Source organism: Actinomadura montaniterrae (genome assembly GCF_008923365.1).
Lineage (GTDB): Bacteria > Actinomycetota > Actinomycetes > Streptosporangiales > Streptosporangiaceae > Spirillospora > Spirillospora montaniterrae.
The window spans coordinates 22,285-40,347 of the sequence record NZ_WBMR01000021.1 but is presented as its reverse complement, the minus strand read 5'-3'; the positions used below and the strand labels follow the sequence as shown (position 1 = coordinate 40,347).

Annotated in this window: 21 protein-coding genes; 11 read left to right on the top strand and 10 right to left on the bottom strand. The window is 68.8% G+C overall.

What is annotated here, in order from left to right; translation table 11 throughout:
* Nucleotides 1-101: 101 nt before the first annotated feature.
* Together F9B16_RS10755 and F9B16_RS50785 are read right to left on the bottom strand one after the other, a co-directional pair.
* Nucleotides 102-668, bottom strand: a complete 567-nt coding sequence (locus F9B16_RS10755) for a tyrosine-type recombinase/integrase (RefSeq protein WP_192808710.1) — start codon at nucleotides 666-668, stop codon at nucleotides 102-104.
* A gap of 80 nt (nucleotides 669-748) precedes the next feature.
* Nucleotides 749-979, bottom strand: coding sequence for a hypothetical protein (locus tag F9B16_RS50785; RefSeq protein ID WP_192808709.1), 231 nt, complete (start codon nucleotides 977-979; stop codon nucleotides 749-751).
* Nucleotides 980-1,132: 153 nt separating this feature from the next.
* Here F9B16_RS50785 and F9B16_RS10750 point away from each other — a divergent pair, with 153 nt between their 5' ends.
* The gene (locus F9B16_RS10750) at nucleotides 1,133-1,606 is read left to right on the top strand and encodes an NUDIX domain-containing protein (protein WP_225991537.1); all 474 of its coding nucleotides are present in this window, start codon (nucleotides 1,133-1,135) and stop codon (nucleotides 1,604-1,606) included.
* Nucleotides 1,607-1,635: 29 nt separating this feature from the next.
* Here the strand turns inward: F9B16_RS10750 and F9B16_RS50780 are convergent, their stop codons facing one another.
* Nucleotides 1,636-1,842 carry a hypothetical protein gene (locus tag F9B16_RS50780; RefSeq protein ID WP_192808714.1) on the bottom strand — a complete coding sequence of 69 codons (207 nt, stop codon included), beginning with the start codon at nucleotides 1,840-1,842 and terminating at the stop codon, nucleotides 1,636-1,638.
* Nucleotides 1,843-1,846: 4 nt separating this feature from the next.
* Between F9B16_RS50780 and F9B16_RS10745 the strand changes: the two genes are divergently transcribed.
* Nucleotides 1,847-2,227 (top strand): McrC family protein, encoded by a 381-nt coding sequence (locus F9B16_RS10745; RefSeq protein ID WP_225991536.1) that lies wholly within the window; start codon nucleotides 1,847-1,849, stop codon nucleotides 2,225-2,227.
* Nucleotides 2,228-2,232: 5 nt separating this feature from the next.
* Here F9B16_RS10745 and F9B16_RS10740 read toward each other — a convergent pair whose 3' ends face one another.
* The 5 genes from F9B16_RS10740 to F9B16_RS10720 form a co-directional block, all read right to left on the bottom strand.
* Nucleotides 2,233-2,553, bottom strand: coding sequence for a restriction endonuclease subunit S domain-containing protein (locus tag F9B16_RS10740; RefSeq protein ID WP_151539864.1), 321 nt, complete (start codon nucleotides 2,551-2,553; stop codon nucleotides 2,233-2,235).
* Nucleotides 2,554-2,787: 234 nt separating this feature from the next.
* The gene (locus tag F9B16_RS10735; protein ID WP_225991535.1) at nucleotides 2,788-3,114 is read right to left on the bottom strand and encodes a DUF4288 domain-containing protein; all 327 of its coding nucleotides are present in this window, start codon (nucleotides 3,112-3,114) and stop codon (nucleotides 2,788-2,790) included.
* 20 nt (nucleotides 3,115-3,134) lie between these two features.
* Entirely contained in the window at nucleotides 3,135-4,391 is a 1,257-nt protein-coding gene (locus tag F9B16_RS10730; protein ID WP_151539863.1) for a WXG100-like domain-containing protein, read from the bottom strand.
* Nucleotides 4,388-4,681, bottom strand: a complete 294-nt coding sequence (locus tag F9B16_RS10725) for a WXG100 family type VII secretion target (protein WP_192808708.1) — start codon at nucleotides 4,679-4,681, stop codon at nucleotides 4,388-4,390. The genes F9B16_RS10730 and F9B16_RS10725 overlap by 4 nt, the downstream gene beginning before the upstream one ends.
* Before the next feature lie 242 nt (nucleotides 4,682-4,923).
* On the bottom strand, nucleotides 4,924-5,496 hold the full coding sequence (locus F9B16_RS10720) for a phosphotransferase enzyme family protein (protein WP_404800489.1): 573 nt from the start codon (nucleotides 5,494-5,496) through the stop codon (nucleotides 4,924-4,926).
* A 499-nt stretch (nucleotides 5,497-5,995) separates the two neighbouring features.
* On the opposite strand from F9B16_RS10720, the gene F9B16_RS10715 reads away from it, so the two are divergent.
* From F9B16_RS10715 to F9B16_RS10680, 8 genes are all read left to right on the top strand, one after another.
* The gene (locus F9B16_RS10715) at nucleotides 5,996-6,772 is read left to right on the top strand and encodes an AraC family transcriptional regulator (protein WP_151539860.1); all 777 of its coding nucleotides are present in this window, start codon (nucleotides 5,996-5,998) and stop codon (nucleotides 6,770-6,772) included.
* A gap of 89 nt (nucleotides 6,773-6,861) precedes the next feature.
* Entirely contained in the window at nucleotides 6,862-8,457 is a 1,596-nt protein-coding gene (locus tag F9B16_RS10710) for an AMP-binding protein (RefSeq protein WP_151539859.1), read from the top strand.
* Nucleotides 8,458-8,502: 45 nt separating this feature from the next.
* Nucleotides 8,503-9,387 carry an amidohydrolase family protein gene (locus F9B16_RS10705; RefSeq protein ID WP_151539858.1) on the top strand — a complete coding sequence of 295 codons (885 nt, stop codon included), beginning with the start codon at nucleotides 8,503-8,505 and terminating at the stop codon, nucleotides 9,385-9,387.
* Entirely contained in the window at nucleotides 9,387-10,187 is an 801-nt protein-coding gene (locus tag F9B16_RS10700) for an SDR family oxidoreductase (protein WP_151539857.1), read from the top strand. Before F9B16_RS10705 ends, F9B16_RS10700 begins: the two co-directional genes overlap by 1 nt.
* Before the next feature lie 10 nt (nucleotides 10,188-10,197).
* Nucleotides 10,198-11,229, top strand: coding sequence for an LLM class F420-dependent oxidoreductase (locus F9B16_RS10695; RefSeq protein WP_151539856.1), 1,032 nt, complete (start codon nucleotides 10,198-10,200; stop codon nucleotides 11,227-11,229).
* Nucleotides 11,230-11,994: 765 nt separating this feature from the next.
* Nucleotides 11,995-13,248 (top strand): PP2C family protein-serine/threonine phosphatase, encoded by a 1,254-nt coding sequence (locus F9B16_RS10690; protein ID WP_225991534.1) that lies wholly within the window; start codon nucleotides 11,995-11,997, stop codon nucleotides 13,246-13,248.
* On the top strand, nucleotides 13,245-14,957 hold the full coding sequence (locus F9B16_RS10685; protein WP_225991533.1) for a sensor histidine kinase: 1,713 nt from the start codon (nucleotides 13,245-13,247) through the stop codon (nucleotides 14,955-14,957). Before F9B16_RS10690 ends, F9B16_RS10685 begins: the two co-directional genes overlap by 4 nt.
* Nucleotides 14,954-15,400 carry a response regulator gene (locus F9B16_RS10680; RefSeq protein WP_151539854.1) on the top strand — a complete coding sequence of 149 codons (447 nt, stop codon included), beginning with the start codon at nucleotides 14,954-14,956 and terminating at the stop codon, nucleotides 15,398-15,400. Before F9B16_RS10685 ends, F9B16_RS10680 begins: the two co-directional genes overlap by 4 nt.
* 164 nt (nucleotides 15,401-15,564) lie before the next feature.
* On the opposite strand, the gene F9B16_RS10675 is transcribed toward F9B16_RS10680, so the two are convergent.
* Complete coding sequence (locus tag F9B16_RS10675; RefSeq protein WP_404800490.1) at nucleotides 15,565-16,131, bottom strand: MFS transporter; 567 nt, start codon at nucleotides 16,129-16,131, stop codon at nucleotides 15,565-15,567.
* Between the two features lie 110 nt (nucleotides 16,132-16,241).
* On the opposite strand from F9B16_RS10675, the gene F9B16_RS10670 reads away from it, so the two are divergent.
* A complete protein-coding gene (locus F9B16_RS10670; protein ID WP_151539852.1) occupies nucleotides 16,242-16,700 on the top strand; it encodes an ATP-binding protein in 459 nt (152 codons plus the stop codon).
* Between the two features lie 170 nt (nucleotides 16,701-16,870).
* Here the strand turns inward: F9B16_RS10670 and F9B16_RS10665 are convergent, their stop codons facing one another.
* Entirely contained in the window at nucleotides 16,871-17,710 is an 840-nt protein-coding gene (locus F9B16_RS10665) for an enoyl-CoA hydratase/isomerase family protein (protein ID WP_151539851.1), read from the bottom strand.
* Between the last annotated feature and the right edge of the window lie 353 nt (nucleotides 17,711-18,063).

The following is an 18,063-nucleotide window of genomic DNA, read 5'->3' as shown; positions in this document are numbered from 1 at the left end:
TGCCCGTTTTTCCGCGCCTGGTGTGCACATGGTGTGCACGGGACGTCGCCGGAGTGCGCTCTTCCCCAGCTGAGGCCGGGTGTCGACCCTCTGTGGCTTGGTTACCCTGCGTGTTTGCCGCGCCTGTTGCGGCGGTCCGCGAATGAGATCACGTTGGTGGCTGCGGGGACTCCCGTCTGCGGTCGACGAGGGACGACCGCCGCCACAGCCTCTGCCGCTGCCCTGGACACCTCTGGAAGCACCGAGGTGTAGGTGTCGGCGGTGAACGAGTGGCGGGCATGACCGAGCGTCTCGCTGATCACTTTCATGTTGACGTTGCCCAGCAGCGCGAGCGTCGCCGCCCCGTGCCGTAGATCGTGGAAGCGGATCGGCGGCAGAGGCTCACCTCCGATCGCGATCTGGACGGCGCGGACGGAGACTCGGTGGCGACGGGCGATCCGGTCGACGGACCAGCCCTCGGCGGAGTGCCTGTGCCGGACGAGCCAGTACTTTCTGATCAGGTCCTCGAACCGCGTGGAGATCCACTGGGGGCGCAGCCGGGCCCCGTCCTCACGGGTGAAGACCCGCCCGGAGTCCACCCATACCTCGGGGCCGGCGACGGACCTTTCCCGTTCCTGGTCGGCTCGCCAGTCCAGCAGTACCGAGACGGTCGCCTCGTCCAGCGCCACGGTGCGCTCGCCAGCCTCGGACTTGGTGTCGTCGTAATCATCGTCCTGGCTCTCCGAATCAGGGCTCGTCTCGCGGACGGTCAGCGTGCCCGCGCCTTGCAGATAGTGTCCGCCCAGGCCAGCCCTGCGACCTCGGCACGACGCAGGCCACCGAAGGCGACCAGATGGAAGAGGCCGTACAACCGCTCCTCCGCGATGAAGTCGAGGAAGGTGCCCGTCTGCGCAGCCGTCCACACCATCACTGGCGCGGGCACCTTGCCGGTCTCCTGCCATCGCTCGACGCGCTCGCTGGTCCAGACGAGTGGCTTCACCCTCCTTCCCTTGATGCGCGGTGGTTCCACGTGCTCGATCGGGTTTGTTCGCGCCGCGCAGAGCACGATGACTTGAGTAGCCCGTGGTCTGTCATCGCTGACGGTTCAGGCAGGGACGGTGAACCGTAGCCGCCTCGGCGCAGGTGTGCGGTCGTGTCGCGTGAGGGCGTCAGCCCTCGGCGCGGTGATGATGCGGTAGTGATGGCTTCATCCGGCTCAGGGCCGTCGAGAGCCTCGGCGCTGATCTTCAACGGCCGTGGCGAGTACCTGCTGCATCTGCGCGACAACATCCCCGGCATCGTGGAGCCGGGCGCGTGGTCGCTGCTCGGGGGCGGACGCGAACCCGGCGACCGTTCCCTGGCCGAGACGATCCAGCGGGAACTGCGAGAAGAGGCGGGGCTCGAAGTTCCCGTTCTGGAGCCGTTCGCGGTGGAAGAAGTGGCGGAAAGCGGATCTTCGGCTTTCTCGGTGCAGATCTTCGCCGGCCGCTGGGACGGTGACCCGGCCATGCTGACGCTGACCGAAGGCATCATGCTGCACTGGTTCCGCCCGGACGTCCTGCCGCGGCTCAGGATCGCCCCGTCGATCACGCGCCTGGTCCGGCGCCATGCCCGAACGATCTCCTAGCCGTGAGCGCGACCAAGCACCGCACAGTCCTACTCGGCATCGCCGGTCACGGCCTCCGATTCCGTCGGTTCGGTGGACTTCGTGCCAGTGTCCTCGCCGCTATTGCCTGCCTCAATGGCGATGTAACGACGCCGTTGAAGCTCGTCACGCTCCGCGTCTGGAATCGTCATGGACTCGGCGAGCACGGCGGCGAGCGCTTCCACTTGCGGGTTGTCGACGTCCGCGTTGAAGATCAACCGGATGTTCTCATCGGGCGTGATGATGTCGATCGCCGTGCGCCCGTTCCCGTCCTGGGCGGGCGCTCGGACGTATCGCACAACCGACGCCAAGTACAAGGCCGAGAAGCCCGCGGGCTTCCCCGACGCCGACCTGTACCAGATGCTCGCCTACTGCACCGCCCTCCGCCTCCGGGACGGCCACCTGGTGTACGCCAGAGGCAACGCCCCGCACGCCGCCCATCGCGTCCGGCACACCGGCATCACCATCCACCAGCACACCCTCGACCTGGACCAGCCGTCCGCCACCCTGCTCGCCGACGTCCGCGCCCTCGCCGGCCGCCTCCTGCCGGAGATATCCCGACCGACGCAGAGCCCATACCTCGTTCCTTCTCGGAACGGGTGATGCCGTCAGAGGCGTGTCCCGATCGAGGACACGTCCCGCAGCACTCGCTCGAGCAGTTCGTTCAGCAGCCGGTTCTCCTCAAGGGCCAGGCGGGCTCTGCCATGAAGAGGCTCGGCGACCTCCTGGAACCGTCGGCGGACTGCGTGGTCGGGCCAGGACAGGTCCAGCTGCGAGAAGGCGCGCCGGCTGATCTCCCGGGCCTGCCGGCCTTGCGCGATCTTGGAGAGGTCCTCGCTTCGGGAACGAAGCTCGTGCAGCAGCCACCAGCGGTCCGTGCGATCGGACGGGCGCACCGCGAGAACACCCCGGTTCGGAGTGGTCGGCAACCAGGTCAGTGCGGCGCGGGCCCCCGGGCCTAGAGGCGACTAGTACGGTTCCCGGCGCGCAGACGTCTCCCGCCTCGGCGAGCGCTTCTTGCCCTTCCCGGATGTGAGGCGGGTCCGCCTTCAGGACGTCGGCCGGCGTTATAGCGAGGGTCGCTGCCCGCAAGGCGCCCGATGCCGAACCTGTCGAGTCGGCCCGCATCCAAGAAAGAACCTCGATGAGGCGGTCCGGCGCACCTACATTTGCCGCTCGGTTCCGGTGTTGAAGAACGTATCGAGGTACTCGTCCTCGTCCAGATCACTGTCTCGTATCAATGAGAAGACCTCGCTCCCTTGTTCGGGAGCATCGCCGATGAGGTAACTCTGGGCCAGGTCAAGGTAGGCGACGCCATCGAGAGTCTCCGCGTACTCGTGCGCGTCGGCCTCCGCCAGAGCGATCGCATCATCGTGGCTGTCGGCACGCCAGATCGTGATGCGCTCCTCATAGGAGTTGGCCGCCACCTTGAAAAAGCATCGAACGCCGAACCATGCAGGCACCTGCTGGCCTTCGGGCAATTCACTCACCGCGAACCCATCCTGCCGACTCAATTCTTTCTCTTGTTTCTCTTGCCCTGCCGGTTGTCCTTGTTCTTATTGCGCCCCCGCTCTTCCATCTTCTCATTGAACACCTTCTTGCGCATGGCCCGCTTGTACGCCGCCTGGTCGTAGGGCAGCCCGGCCTCCTTGTTGTTGACGGCCTCCTGCTCTTCGGGGCTGAGCGCCTGGGGGGTGTCGCGGCTGCGCTGCTTGCTCTGCATGATGCCGACCTCGCGGTCCAAGGCGCCCTGCAAGGTCGTGGTGTTGGCGTCGGTGGGGCGAACGTTAGGAGCGTTGCTCGCGCTGTCCTCGGTGGCGTGAATGACGTACTCCGCCAGGGCGCCCGCGCTCAGCCCGCCTACGGTCGCCAGGAGTGCGCCGGCGATGGGGACCAGGATGCCGCGAGCGATGGCGACGTCCACGGCGATGGCCCCGGCGTCTGACGCCCCGCCGGTTTCGGGAGTGAGGAACCCTCCGACGCCGAGGAGCACCGCGCCGAGGACCCCGGCGGCGCCCAGTTCCCGTTCGGCTTTGCTGTGCGCGTGGTCGACGGCGTCTGCGTACTTGTCGCAGGCGTCGGCCGCGTTGTGGCACAACCGCGGAAGCGTGTAGAGGACGGTCCGTTCGTTGCAGGATCCGTAGAGCTTGGACCACGCGGCGTCGATGACTTCGGCGTCACCGGTGGTGTTGCCGCCGGTGACCGAGTGGATCGCGGTCCCGAGCTTTTCCGTGGCAGTGGACACGCGGTCGCCGGCGTCCCGCCAGGCGCTCGCAGCGGCCCGAAGCTTTCCCGGGTCGCCCGTCGGCCACAGGTCGGCGAGTTGTGACGGCAACCACGCCGACGCCCCGCCCAAGACCGATGGCGGCATCCCCATCGTCTTGTCGGTGACGACCTGGTGGCCCACTTCCCAGAAGGGCACCGACTGCTGCGCCGGAGTCCGGACGACGCTGGCTCCCGTGGGGGTGCTGATAGTGGAGTGGCGGTCGGCGTTGAGGTAGTTCCCCGCCGTCTTGCCCAGGCAGAGCGAGAAGCCTCCGACGCTGCGGACCGCGGCCTGGAAACCGTGCCACGCGGCGTTCACGGCCTGGTTGTAGTGCGGGGCGAACGCCAGTGCCGCCTTGTCGGGGGCGTGGCCGGCCATGCCGTCGCACCCCGCCAGTGTCGAAGCCAGGACGTCCCATGCGCTGCTAATCGTCCACTGGCCGGTGGCGAACGTCGAGGCGGCCTCCTGCACCACCGAGGGGTCGATCCGCACATCGGTCACAGGGGCGTCCACATCTGCTGGTTGGCTGCGTGTGCGGCTCTGAAGTTGCGGTGCGCGACCTGGATGCGGACGTGCAAGTGGTCGATCTTGCGGGAGATCTCCCGGGCCGCACGGTGCCAGGAATCGGCTGCGGCCTGGTAGGCGCGGCGGTCGTCGCCTTCCCACTCGTCCAGATGGACGCTCAACTGGTGCTCGAGTCTGGTGAGGATCTCCTCCATCGAGTGCAGGGCCTGCCGGAAGCAGCGCTCGCTCTCCTCGAACGTCCGAAAATCCGCCTCGATCAGTCCCATCCCACCCCCGTGCTTACGAGGCATGACAAGCACGGAAAAGCTAGAACATCTTTGCTGTTCGGGGCAACCGTTTCCCGCGGCTCCAGGAGGACACCCACCACTCAGGCCGACCTGCCTTGCCGCCAGTCTCCAGATCAATCGGAGAGGTGAGGTGGTTGGTGCCCTCAGTGAGGCCTTCGACTATGGGGGAGGCCTTGTCGGCGGACGATCGCTGCCCTGGCTGCCTTGGCGGCGATTGGGGGTCATTGTTGAGAGCGGAGCCGGGCTGCGATAGCCGTCCCTTCCTGCGTGATCCAGGCTTCGGCCCTTGGCATGCGGTCCTTGACGCCTTGGTTCCATAGGCGCCGGAACACCGGGTCTGCTTCTGCTGCGGCGCGGCTGGTCAGGTGGAAGCGATGGATCATTCGCCTGGCCAGAGGGACCAGGTCGCGACGCTGTTGGACGGTCATCCCGTAGGCGTCGGCGAAGATGGCCGCGCGGTGGGGAATGTCGGCCTGGGCCAGGGCGGGGATTCGGTCCTGTGGATGCAGTAGTGGTGCCCACCAGTAGAGGGCGTTGGCGATGTCATAGACGCGGGTGGTCGGCCTGGCGAGGTCGAAGTCGATGAGCGCCGCGGGAAGGCCGTCGCGGAAGATCACGTTGCCCGGGCAGAAGTCGCGATGGCCGACCAGTTCGGCGTCGGTGTCGACCAGCGGAATGTTTTGCGTGCCCGGCAGCGTCGCCCAAACGGCATCGTCGGGTGGCGTCCAGCCCTGCGCGGCGTCATGGAGCCGCCGGATCAGACGAGCCAAGGCGGCGAGAACGTCCTCTCCCACCGCCTCGGGTGGAGCGGCTCGCGTGGCACATCCCCCGGCACGAACGACAGCACCTCTCGCCCCTGTTCGTCGATCCCCAGTGGTCGGGGGGGCGTCAGTGAACCCGGCTCGGTGAAGGTGCGAGAGATAGGCCTGGATCGTGGAGGTGAAGGGCCTGACCGGTCGCCGGACGGTGTCTGCGACGCGTGTGATGTTGGCAGTTACACCTTCTCCTACGAGCGGCTCCTCGTCTGGCGCTCCTTGCCCCCTGTGCATGTTGGCCCCCATCTTCGATGGCCTCGGCAGGGTGGGACGAGACCTAGTCGGAGACACGGTCTCACCGTCTGCCAGGCGTTCGGGTGAGTTCAGCTCGTCCACCTGTCTCGCCCTGTCGGTTTGGGAAGGCGGCGGAACGTCCCGTCCACCTTGGAGATGCGGAGTGGAGCCCTTGCCCGGCGTGTTGTTGGAGTAGGGGCTGGTTGTTCTGGTTGGCCGCCAGTGCGGGCTAGGGTGGCTGGTGATGAGTGAGGTTGTGCAGGAGGCCGTGTTCTGGACGGACGACTCGCCGGTCTGTGAGCCCTTGGCGCATGGTGAGGACATCGCCGCGCACTTCCATGACTACGGCCAGCTGAGGTACGCCGCCTCAGGGGCGCTCGTCACGACGACCAAGGTCGGCACCTGGGTGGCGCCGGCGAACCGCATCACGTGGGTGCCGCCCTTCTTCGTCCACAGCAGTCACTCTTACGGCGAGACCGATGTTCGCGTGCTCCCGGTTCCGGCGGCGTTGTCCGAGGAACTGCCGCCCGAGCCGTCGGTCTTCGTGGCCAGTGGGCTGCTGCGCGAGGCATACCTGGCGATCACCAGCGAGCGTGAGCCTGCCGGGAGTGAGCGTGGTGGTCTGCTGTTCGCGGTGATCGGCGCGGAGTTGGTCCGGGCTCCGCAGGAGCCACTGCGGCTGCCGGAGCCGAGCGATCCTCGCCTCAAGGCCGTCACCGACCTGCTGCACGCCGACCCGGCCATTTCGGCGACGCTGGCTGAGCTGGGGCACCGAACCGGCTCGAGTGAACGGACGCTCAGCCGGCTGTTCGGCAGCGAATTGTCGATGAGCTTCCATCAGTGGCGGACGCTGCTGCGGATTCAGCGAGCGCTGCTCGAACTCAGTGAAGGTACCTCGGTCACCGAGACGGCGATGCGACTCGGCTGGGCGAACCCCGGCAGCTTCATCAGCGCCTTTACCGATCTCGTCGGCCAGACGCCCGGTCGTTACCGCTCCACGGCGGGTGCGGCTCACAGCTGAGCGTCCCCTCCGCCAGACTGGCGGGTTATCGAAAAATCCGGGCGGAACATCGGTGGCACGCCCGCGCGTCCGGCGGCCACGCTTGAGGCATGTCTCACCACCTTCCGGGTCACGGTGCTGCGGCTTCGCCGGCCGCTACGGCGGCATCCTCCGGAGTCACGCTCGGTGACCTGATCCTGCAGGCGCTCAGCCGGCACGGCTCGTCCGAGGCCTTCGTGGCCGGAGATCGGCGACTGACCTATGCGCACGTCAGGGACCTTCTCGCGCAGTATGTGGCCGCGCTGGCCCATCGGGGAGTGGGGCTCGGCGTCGGGGTCACGATGCTCAGTCCGAACATGCCGGAATCGTGGATCGTCCAGGCCGCGACGTATCTCCTGGGCGGCCGCTTCACCGGGCTGCAGGCCCTGGCCTCGGTCGCGGACCACATCACCGTCTGCGGGGACGCGGAGGCCACGGTGCTGGTGGTGACCGCGCCCCTGGAGGAGCATGGCCGCCAGGTCCTCGCCGAGGTCGACTCGCTGCGCCACCTGATGGTGATCCCCGCCGACGGTGGCCTGTCCGAGGGCGAGCCCGCGGCGGTCCGATCGCTGGACCGTGGTCCGGCGACGGAGACGGACGTCGCCTGGCTGCAGTACACCGGTGGGACGACCGGCAGGCCCAAGGGCGTGATGCAGCCTCATCGGTCGATGGTGCAGATGGTCTATGCGCACATGGCCGACTTCGAGCAGCCGCACCTCCCGCGGTACCTGGCAGCGGCCCCGCTCACCCACGCGGCCGGGCTGGCCGTCATCCCGACCCTGCTGCGCGGCGGCACGGTCGTGATCGAGCAGGGCTTCGAGCCGAGCCGGTTCCTCGACGTCATCGAGGCCGAGCACATCAACTGCGTGAGCGGCCTTCCGACGATGATCTACACCTTGCTGGATCAGGAGCGTCCGGAGACCAGGGACCTCTCCAGCCTCGAGGTGATCTGGTACGCGACCGGGCCGATGTCGCCGGTGCGGCTGGCGGAGGCTCGCGAGCGGATCGGTCCGGTCTTCGCCCAGATCTACGGGCAGACGGAGTCGGCCGGCCTCGGGACGGTCCTGACCAAGGCCGCACACGAGACCGCGAGCCTTGAGCAACTCGCCTCCTGCGGCCGTCCCGTGGTCGGCAACCGCATCAGGCTCGTCGACGACGACGGCCACGACGTTCCTCTGGGCGAGGTGGGCGAGATCGCCATGCGGGGCCGCGGGGTGATGCAGGGCTACAGGAACCTCCCCGACGAGACGGAAGTGGCGCTCAAGGGCGGATGGCTCCACACCGGAGACCTCGCCCGCCAGGACACCGACGGCCTGATCTACATCGTGGACCGCAAGAAGGACATGATCATTTCGGGCGGTTTCAACATCTACGCGAGCGAGGTCGAGGCCGTTCTGACGGCGCACCCTTCGGTGGGCGCGGCCGCCGTCATCGGCGTGCCGGACGGCCGCTGGGGCGAGCTCGTCACCGCGTTCGTGGTCCCGCGATCGGGGCGGCAGGTCGACATTCCCGCGCTCCAGTCCTACGTGAAGCGGGTCAAGGGCTCGATGTACGCGCCCAAGAAGGTCGTGGTCGTGGACTCACTTCCTGCCACGCCGGTGGGAAAGGTCGACAAGAAGCGCCTGCGCGCGCCGTTCTGGGACGGCTCGGCCCGCAATGTCCACTGACCATCCCGAGGCCCTTCCCGCGGCCATTCATGAAAGGCGCTCAGCGTGAACGTACCACCGGCCCGACTGATCGATTTCCACTCCCACTGGGGCACAGAGCGAGGATGGAAGGGAAGCCCGTACGAGACCGCCAAGGACCGCGAGGCTCTGAAGGGCTACTTCAAGTGGGACATGAGCTTCGTCAGCGAGGAGGAGCAGGCCGTCCAGTTCCGCCGCGCCAATGTCAGGGCGATGCTCGACTTCGCGTTCACCTACACGATGGACGCAGGTGCGCTACGCGACCAGCATGACTACGCCTTCGACTATGCGCGCGAGCACCCGGACGTCGTGCTGGGCAACTGGATCGGCATCGACCCCACGCAACCGGCTCATGTCAAGGAATTCGAGCGTTGCCTGAGCGAGGGCCCGGGACTCGTCGGGCTGACGGTCCACTCGTTCACGCCGGCCGGGACGCCCGACCAGCCGGAATGGGAGACCTGCCTGAACATGTGCGTCGAGGCCAACCGTCCCGTCCTGGTCCACGTCGGTATGTCGGCCACCGGGGCCGGTACCCGCGGAGGCATGGGGATCACCCTGGAGGGCTGCCACCCCCGTTACGTCGACCGCGTCGCGGCCAAGCATCCCGATCTCAACGTGATCGCGGCCCGGGTGGCGTGGCCCTGGCAGTCGGAGATGATCGCGGTCGCACTGCACAAGGCGAACGTGTGGATGGAGCTCCACGGCTGGTCACCGCGTTACTTCCCCGACGAGCTCAAGCGCGAGATCGGTAAGCGGCTGCGCAAGAAGGTCTTCTTCGGAGCCGACTACCCGATGCTCACCCACGAAAGGCTGGTCGCGGAATGGCGCGAGGAAGGCTTCTCCGCCGATGTCCTCGATGACGTGTTCTCCGGCAACGCCGAAGCATTCCTCACCTCGATCGGAGTTCAGTGATGGACGTCGGGCTGACCGGCAAGGTCGCCATCGTCGGCGGCGGCAGCGAGGGCTTGGGATACGCCATCGCCGATCGGCTTCTGAAGGAAGGCGCCAATGTCACGATCTTCGCGCGACGCGCGGAGAAGGTGGCAGCCGCCGCGCAACGGCTTGCCGGCGTGTACGGCGAGGAGAAGGTCCTCGGGCTGGCCGCCGACTGCTCGGCGGAGACCGACATCGAGCGCGTCACCGCCTCGACCGTTGAGCGGTTCGGTCCAGCCGTTCACGTCCTGGTCACCAATGACGGCGGACCGCCGATCCGGCGCATCTCCGAGCTCACCGACGAGGTGTGGCGGAAGGCCTTCGAGCGCCACTTCTTCTACGTCGTCAGATCCGTGCGAGCCACGTTGCCATACATGACCGCCGAAGGCGGCAGCATCCTCAACGTGGTCTCCGGCGTCGTCGAACGTCCGGCCGTCGGCATGGCGGCGTCCGTCGGCGTGTGGTCGGCGGTGATCGGCTACGCCAGGACCCTCGCCCTGGAGGTCGCCAGGCAGGACATCAACGTCAACACCCTGCTGTCCGGATTCTTCGACACCGCCCTGCTGGGCGGACTGCTGGAACGGCAGCCAGAGCTGTCCAAGGCGAGCCTCGGGAACGGGGTACCGATGGGGCGCATCGGGATGCCCCGCGAGTTCGCCGACCTGGTCGGTGCGCTCGTGTCACCCAACCTGCGGTTCGTCACCGGCGCGGTGATCCCGGTCGACGGCGGCGCCGGCATCGGCATGGGCGCGGGCTTCGACTCGCCGGCGTCGAAGTGAGGCACCGCTCATGAAGATCTCGACGATGCTCACCTACGGCACCGACCCGCGCGAGGCCGCCGACCACATCGCTCGGCTCGAGGCCGCCGGGCTCGACACCGTCTGGGTCGCCGAGGGGTACGGCTATGACTCGCCGACCCTGATGGGCTACCTGGCGGCCCGCACTTCGCGAGTGGAGATCGGCGCGGCCATCCTCAACGTCTACTCCCGCACCCCGACCATGCTCGCCTCGACCGCGGCCGGCCTCGACAGCGTGTCCGGCGGTCGCGCCGTCATCGGCCTCGGCGCCTCCAACCCGAAGATCATCGAGGGGTGGCACGGCATGCCCTTCGTACGGTCGACCGGCCGTACCAGGGAGACCGTCGAGATCATCCGCGCGGCCCTGCGGCGCGAGGCGGTCGACTACAGCGGCCGCTCCTTCGAGATCCCTCTCCCGGCCGGTCAGGGCACCGGCCTCGGTGAGCCGCTGAAGATCATGACCGAGCCGGTGCGCCCCTCGGTTCCGCTCTACGTCGCCGCGCTGGGACCGAAATCGGTCGAAGGCGCGGCGGAGTACGCCGACGGCTGGCTGCCTTTCCTGTACGTCCCCGAGGCCGCCGCCGGGGTATGGGGCGACGCCCTTGCAGCAGGGACCGCGAAGCGCTCCGAAAACCTCGCGCCTCTGGAGGTCGTCGCCGGTGGCATCGTCGCTATCGGCGAGGACGTGAAGGGGATACTCGACCTCGCGCGACCGATACTCGCGCTCTACATCGGAGGCATGGGCGCCCGCGGCAAGAACTTCTTCAACGACCTCGTCCGACGCTACGGCTACGAAGCCGAGGCCAAGGAGATCCAGGACCTCTACCTCGACGGCAAGAAGAAGGAAGCCGAGGCCAAGGTCCCACTCCAGCTGCTCGAACAGATCAACCTCGTCGGCCCGGCCTCCTACGTCCGGGAGCGGATCGAAGCCTTCCGCGAGTCCGGCGTCACCAATCTCCAGGTGACCCCTGTCGGCGACGACCCCGCCGGAATCGTCCGCCAACTCAAAGAGTGGGTGGCCTGACTTCACCCGTCCAGGCCCCGCCAAAGTCGAGCAACCGCTCAAGGCCCGAACAGGCCGACCGCCAGGCTGGAGTCCAGGGTCTTCATGACCGTCACGGCGTGGGTCAGCGCGCCGGTGAGGGACGGCATGGATGCGGGTGGTCCGGGCCGCCGGTGCAGGCCTTGACGAGCTCGCGTGAAGGCCCTGTTGGAGTTGCGCGCGTTCGGTGGCGGTCAGGTGTTCCAGGACGGCCTGTATCTCGGGTGCGGCGGCGGTGGCGCAGATCGTCGAGCAGGTCCGCTCCGTCGGAGATGATCTCCATGGCGTCCAGTTGCACCGGGGACAGGTGCGCCGCTACGGTGCGGCGGGCTCGATTCCACACCGTCAGCAAGGAGCGAACGGCTTCTTCCAGGGGGGAAACGCCGGGGGTGCTGCCGAAGTCGGCGGACATGGCGACGAGGGCACCGACCCTCCTGCCTATAAACGGTCACTATCTGTAGCCAGATCGACCGTTCCCGACGTAGAGGGTCTTATGCGTGACGGCTCGGCAGCGGGCCCGGGCTTGGGTCCTTGCGCTGCCTGGCCGTGCCGGCGCGCTCGGCCGTGATCCATGGCGGTGCCCGCCTCAGGCGTTGAGTGCCGCCGGCGGGAATCTCTCCAGGTCGGACAGGCGCAGGCCAGAGCGTCCGGTTTGCTTCACCCCTATACATTTGCCGGATGGCAACTATTATCGCTCGTCGAGGGTCGGCCCGGGCCGAGGAGGCCACAGGAGAGTTGGAGTAGCTGATGACGCGGCAGCGCGAGATGGCGGCGGTGACCGCGCCTTCGGCGCCCGGCGTGCTCGGCGCCGCCGCCGACTCTCCGGACAGTGCCCCTGGCCTGGGGCTGCTGGAGATCCTCCTGGTGGAGGACGATCCCGGCGACGCGCTGCTGGTCGAGGACATCCTCGCCGACACCGGGCTGCAGGCATCGCTGCAGTGGGTGCGTTCGCTCCGCGAGGCGCGGAAGCCGCTGACCGCGCGTCCAGGACCCGATTGCGTACTGCTGGACCTCCACCTGGGCGAGGCGCAAGGGCTCCAGGTGCTGCGGCAGGTCCTGGAATGGGCGCCCGGCACGGCCGTCGTCGTGCTGACCGGCCTCGCGGAATCGCAGGCCGGGATGGCCGCGGTCGCCGCAGGCGCCCAGGACTACCTGTCCAAGGCGCAGCTGGAGCCCGACGGCCTCGGACGAGCCGTCCGGTACGCCGTCCAGCGGCGGCAGGTGCAGCAGGCCGTCGCGGCGCTGCAGGCCGAGCAGCTGCGCGCCGAGGAGAACGCCCGGCTGGAGCGGGGGCTGCTGCCGAGCCCGCGGGTGGCCAACCCGGACCTGCAGGTGGTGACGCGGTACCGGCCGGGACGGGTACATTCGCTGCTCGGCGGCGACTTCTACGACGTGGTCGAGACCGACGACGGGCAGGTGCACGCCGTCATCGGGGACGTCTCCGGGCACGATCCAGCGGCGGCGGCGCTGGGTGTGAGCCTGCGGGTCGCGTGGCGGTCCTTCGTGCTGGCCGGGGTGCGCGGGGCGCGGCTTCCTCAAATGCTGGAAGAGCTGCTCGTCGCCGAGCAGGGCGGGCTGGAGATGTTCGTCACTCTCACCACGGTGACGCTGTTCCCGGAGAGCCCGGTCGCGCAAGTGGTCCGCGCGGGCCATCCGGGTCTGCTGCTGCACGGCCATGGCCAGGTCCGGCTGCTCGAACCACCCGGCGGTCTCGGCGTGGGGATGGTCCCCGGGCTGGAGACCTGGCAGGAGCACCAGCTGGAGATACCGGCCGGGACGTCGCTGGTGATGTTCACCGACGGCCTGTTCGAAGTGCAGACGGGCGCGGACGGGCGCCACCTGGACATGGGGGGCCTGCTCCATCTCGCCCAGCGCCACCGGCACCGTCCGGCGGAGGAGTTCGTCGACGCGCTGATCCTCGACGTCGAGCGGGCCTCGCTCGAGCACGGCGGCCTCGCCGACGACGTCGCCGTCATTCATCTGGGATGGGCCAACACGTGACCGTTTCACCCCCGCCCCGGCGCGGCCTGACCGTCCGATCGTGGTTCACGCTGGCCGCGGTACTGATCGGAGTGCTGACCGTCACCGCCGCCGTGGTCGTCCACGGCCAGCTCGGCCACACCGCGAGAGCGTCGGACCGGCTGGTGGACACCATCACGCCCGCGCAGGTCGAGGCGGGCCGGATGCAGATGGCGATGCTCAATCAGGAGACGGGCGTGCGCGGCTACGCCCTCGCCGGCGGCCCGCGGTTCCTGCAGCCCTACACCGACGGGCTGGCCACCGAGCAGGAGTCCATGGCGCGGCTGCGGCGGCTGCTAACCGGCGAGCCCGCGCTCCGGGCGGACCTGGCGGCCGTCCAGCGGGCGATCGAGACGTGGCGCCGCGACTACGGCACCGCGGTCGTCTCCCAGGTCGCCGAGCACGGTCCCGGGGCGGACGCGGCGGCCACCGCCGCGCGCGGCGTGCCCGCCTTCGACGCGGTCCGGGCGAGCTGGGCGACGCAGAACCGGCACCTCGCGCAGGCACGCGCCGACGGCCGCGCCGAACTCCGCGACACCCGCACCGCCCGGAACTGGACGCTGGCCGCGCTGTTCGCGGCGCTGCTGACGGTCGGGATGCTGCTGGTGGTGCTGCTGCACTACGCCGTGGGGCGGCCGCTGCGGATGCTGCGCGTCGCGTCCCGGCGGGTCGCCGACGGCGACTTCACCCACGTCATAAGCGCACATGGCCCGGCGGACGTCCGCGAAGTGGCCGGCGCGGTCGAGGCGATGCGCGTCCGGATCAAGCGGGCGCTGGACCAGTCCACCGAACGCGAGCGGACCCTGCAGCGCCAGGCCGCCGCACTCGACGCGCAGACGGCCGAGCTGCGCCGTTCCAACGCCGAGCTGGAGCAGTTCGCCTACGTCGCCAGCCACGACCTGCAGGAGCCGCTGCGCAAGGTCGCCTCGTTCAGCCAGATGCTGGAGCGCCGCTACGCCGACCAGCTCGACGACCGCGCCCGCCAGTACATCGGTTTCGCCGTGGACGGCGCCAAGCGCATGCAGGTGCTGATCAACGACCTGCTCACCTTCTCCCGCGTCGGACGCATGCACCGGCAGCAGCAACTCGCCTTGCGCGAGCCGCTGGAGCGCGCACTGGCCAACCTCGACGACGCCCTCGCCTCCTCCCGCGCCCGCGTCGAGGTACCCGACGACCTCCCGCAGGTCGCCGGCGACCCGACGCTCCTGACGATGCTGTGGCAGAACCTCGTCGGCAACGCCGTCAAGTTCTGCCCGCCCGACCGTGACCCTGTCGTGCGCATCGCCTGCGAGCGGGAGGACGATCAGTGGCATCTGACCGTCACCGACAACGGGATCGGCATCCCGGTCGAGTACGAGGACAAGATCTTCGTCATCTTCCAGCGGCTGCACGGCCGGGACTCCTACAGCGGCACCGGCATCGGCCTGGCCCTGTGCAAGAAGATCGTCGAGTACCACGGCGGCCGGATCTGGCTCGATCCCGAGCACCAGGACGGCGCGCGGTTCCACCTCACCCTCCCCGCCTTGGCCGAGGCCGACCCCGCCGAGCCCGACCCCGCCGAGCCCGCCCCTGTCCAGGCCGACACCGATCAGGCTGACACCGGCCGCTCGGCCGGCCCGTCCGCACCACCCGGCACCGGTACCTCCGGCGCCGCCCCGTCTTCCACCGACCCGCAGGGAGCCCGTTCGTGACCGGTACCGCCATCCAGCCCATCACCGTCCTGCTGGTCGAGGACGACCCCGGCGACGAGTTGATGACCCGCGAGGCGTTCGAGCACAACAAGGTCCGCAACACCCTGCACGTCGTCCGCGACGGCGCCGAGGCCCTGGACTTCCTGTACCACCGGGCGGAGCACGCCGCGGCACCCCGCCCCGACCTGATCCTGCTGGACCTCAACCTTCCCAAGCGCGACGGCCGCGAGGTCCTCCAGGAGATCAAGTCCGAGCCCGACCTCGCGGCCATCCCCGTGGTGGTGCTGACCACCTCCTCCGCCGAGGAGGACATCCTGCGCAGCTACTCGCTGCACGCCAACGCCTACGTCACCAAGCCCGTCGACTTCGACCAGTTCATCAACGCCATCCGGCAGATCGACGACTTCTTCGTCACCGTCGTCCGTCTGCCCACCCGGCGCTGACACCCCTCGCCCGCAACCTCCACGGCACAGATCATGAGCGAAGACAGCCGCGCGAGCTCTGCCCCATCCAGCCCCTACGGCAGTTTCCGCGGCACGACCGACCCTGCCGCGGCTCGCGAAGAACGAAGCCCGGCGTCGCAGCCGGTTTCGGCGCCTGCCGAAGCTCAGCCCGGCGCGTCCGAGGACTCCTGAGTCTCCGCCGGGTGCGCCGGTGAGGAGCTGTCGGTGGCCGGCTGCTTCCAGTCCAGGCACACCGCGACCGCGTCGTCGGCGAGGTCCTGCCCGCCGAGGTGCTCGATGAGCTCGGCGCCCTCGTTCACCGTCATCCGCAGCCCGTTGAAGTCACCGCGCAACTCGGCTGGGACGACCGTCGCCACCAGCGCCGCCTCCGCTGCGTCCATGAGGACGCTGCTGACCCCGTACACCACCATGACCGACAGCAGCAGCCACAGCCACGTGCCCGAGCGCACCGCCAGCAGCACCGGCAGCAGCGCGGCCATGGCCAGGCTCGTCCCGATCAGCAGGCGCCGCCGCACCCGGTCGGCCACCGTCCCGATCGCCGGACCGGCCAGCACCGCCGCCCACAGGCAGAACGTCGCGCACCCGCGGTCACGCCGGCGTCCCGGTGGATCCGCCCCGGACAGGGTGGACCTCGCGGCGATCGAGAGCCCCTCCGCCCGCCTTTCGCCGGGCAGACCTGACCAAGACCGCCATGCCGGGCAGTCTGGCACCGCAGCGCGAGCCGGTTCCAGCGCCGGTGCGGCCGCCCCGTGCGCGAACCGGCTGTATGGTGGCACGCTGCGAGCGCAGGCAGCCTGCGCGTTGAGGCTCAGGGGGCCTAGTGGAACTCACGCTGATGCTGTGCCTGCCCAGGGACGCGGAGACGGCGCACGTGACCAGGGACGTCCTGGACGCCGCGCTCAAGGTCCTCGGATGCACGCCCGGGACCCGTTCCGACATCGCCCTGGCCCTCGGTGAGGCGTGTGCGAACGTCATCCAGCACGCTCACCCCGGTGACGAGTACGAAGTCCGGATCCACATCATCGACCGCAGATGCGTCATCGAGGTCGTCGACACCGGCCATGGCTTCGACGCCATCACCTTGGAGCAGGCCGCGCGAAGCCCCGAGGCCACCGCCGAACACGGGCGCGGCCTGCAGATCATCAACGCGCTGGCCGACAACCTCCAGATCGCCAACCGGCGCGTCCAAGGCGCCATCGTCCGCTTCGAGATCCCCCTGCAGTGGGAAGCCGAGTCGGCGGGCAGCCACCTGACCACCGGGATCGAAACGCCGGTCTGAGCACACGGCAGATCACCGTGACCGGCGAACTGGATCTCACCGCGCGGCGACCATCAAGGTGGCGCAAGCGACAGCCGGCCGCTTCCCGCCGCAGGTGCTGGTGGACGTCGGCAAGCTGAGGTTCCGCGGTCTCAAATGAGGTGGCGCCGCACCGTTTCACGGGCCATGGGTCAGTCGGCGGGTCCCAATCCGCCCAGGGCTTCGCCGAGGTGAAGTTCGGTGGAGCTTCGGGTTTGGAAGCCCTTCTCGAACAACTCGGCCGTGCGCCGCTGCGTTTCCTCGCCGCGCACGAGTTGCTGGAACAACGCGGCGTCCGCGCGCACTTCGGCGGGAGACGGCAGGCCGATGGCGTTGATGGCCGACTTGGCCGCGATCAGCGCGTCGCGGGGGAAGCGGCTGATGCGCGCGGCGAGACCGGCCACGAACTCGTCGAGTTCGGCGTCGGGGATCGCGCGGTTGATCCAGCCATAGCGTTCGGCGAGGTCGGCGTCATAGTCCGACGACGTCAGCACGGCCTCGAGGGCCCGGCCCCGGCCCATCAGACGGGTGAGGTGCTGGACGGCTCCCGCACCCGGGGGCGTTCCGATTCCCACTTCCGGCTGGCCCAGGACGGCGTTCTCGCGGGACGCGAACCGCATGTCGCAGGCGAGGAGGAACTCGCTGCCGGCTCCTCGGGCGCGACCGCGCAGCGCGGCGATGGTGACGGCCGGAATCTCGCTCAGCCTGCGGAACAGCATTCCCAAGGAGGCGTCGCCGGGACCGCCGGCTTTCGCTGCCTCGGCGGTGTACTCGGGGACTTTCGTCATATCGACGTGCGGAAAGAAGAACTCGGCGTCCGCGCTCGCGAAGACCACCACGCGCGGGGCGGCCGGCAGTGACAGTTCGCGGACCAGCGTGACCAGGTCCCGCACGATCCCGGGACCGATCAGATTCATCGGTGGCGCGTGGAACGTCGCGAAGAGGACGTTGCCGTCCAGGCGGGTGTTGATGGTCTCGAACGAGGTGGTCATCCTGGTCCTTCCGTCCTTGTTCCGTCTCGCGCTGGAGGACGGGCGCGGTGCTGGGCGGTGTTCCGACGGCTCATGGGCCGAACATCAACAAGGCTTGGCGACTGACCTAGCCGGGATGCAGCTCGGCTATTGGCGTCCTGGAGTTCGCGGTCGCTGAAGGACGCTTCCGGCGGCGACCTGAGCTTGAGCGGCAACGGGGAACCCGGCGTCCCCTTGCCTGTTTCATGACACAGGAACCCGGCCCGTTCAAGCCCTTACAGCCGCGGGTAGTCCTCCACTTCCCCACCGGGGAGTGGACGAACCGGACATGACTGAAGGTTGGGTCGCTGTTGCAAGATGGGGCGGCCGTACAC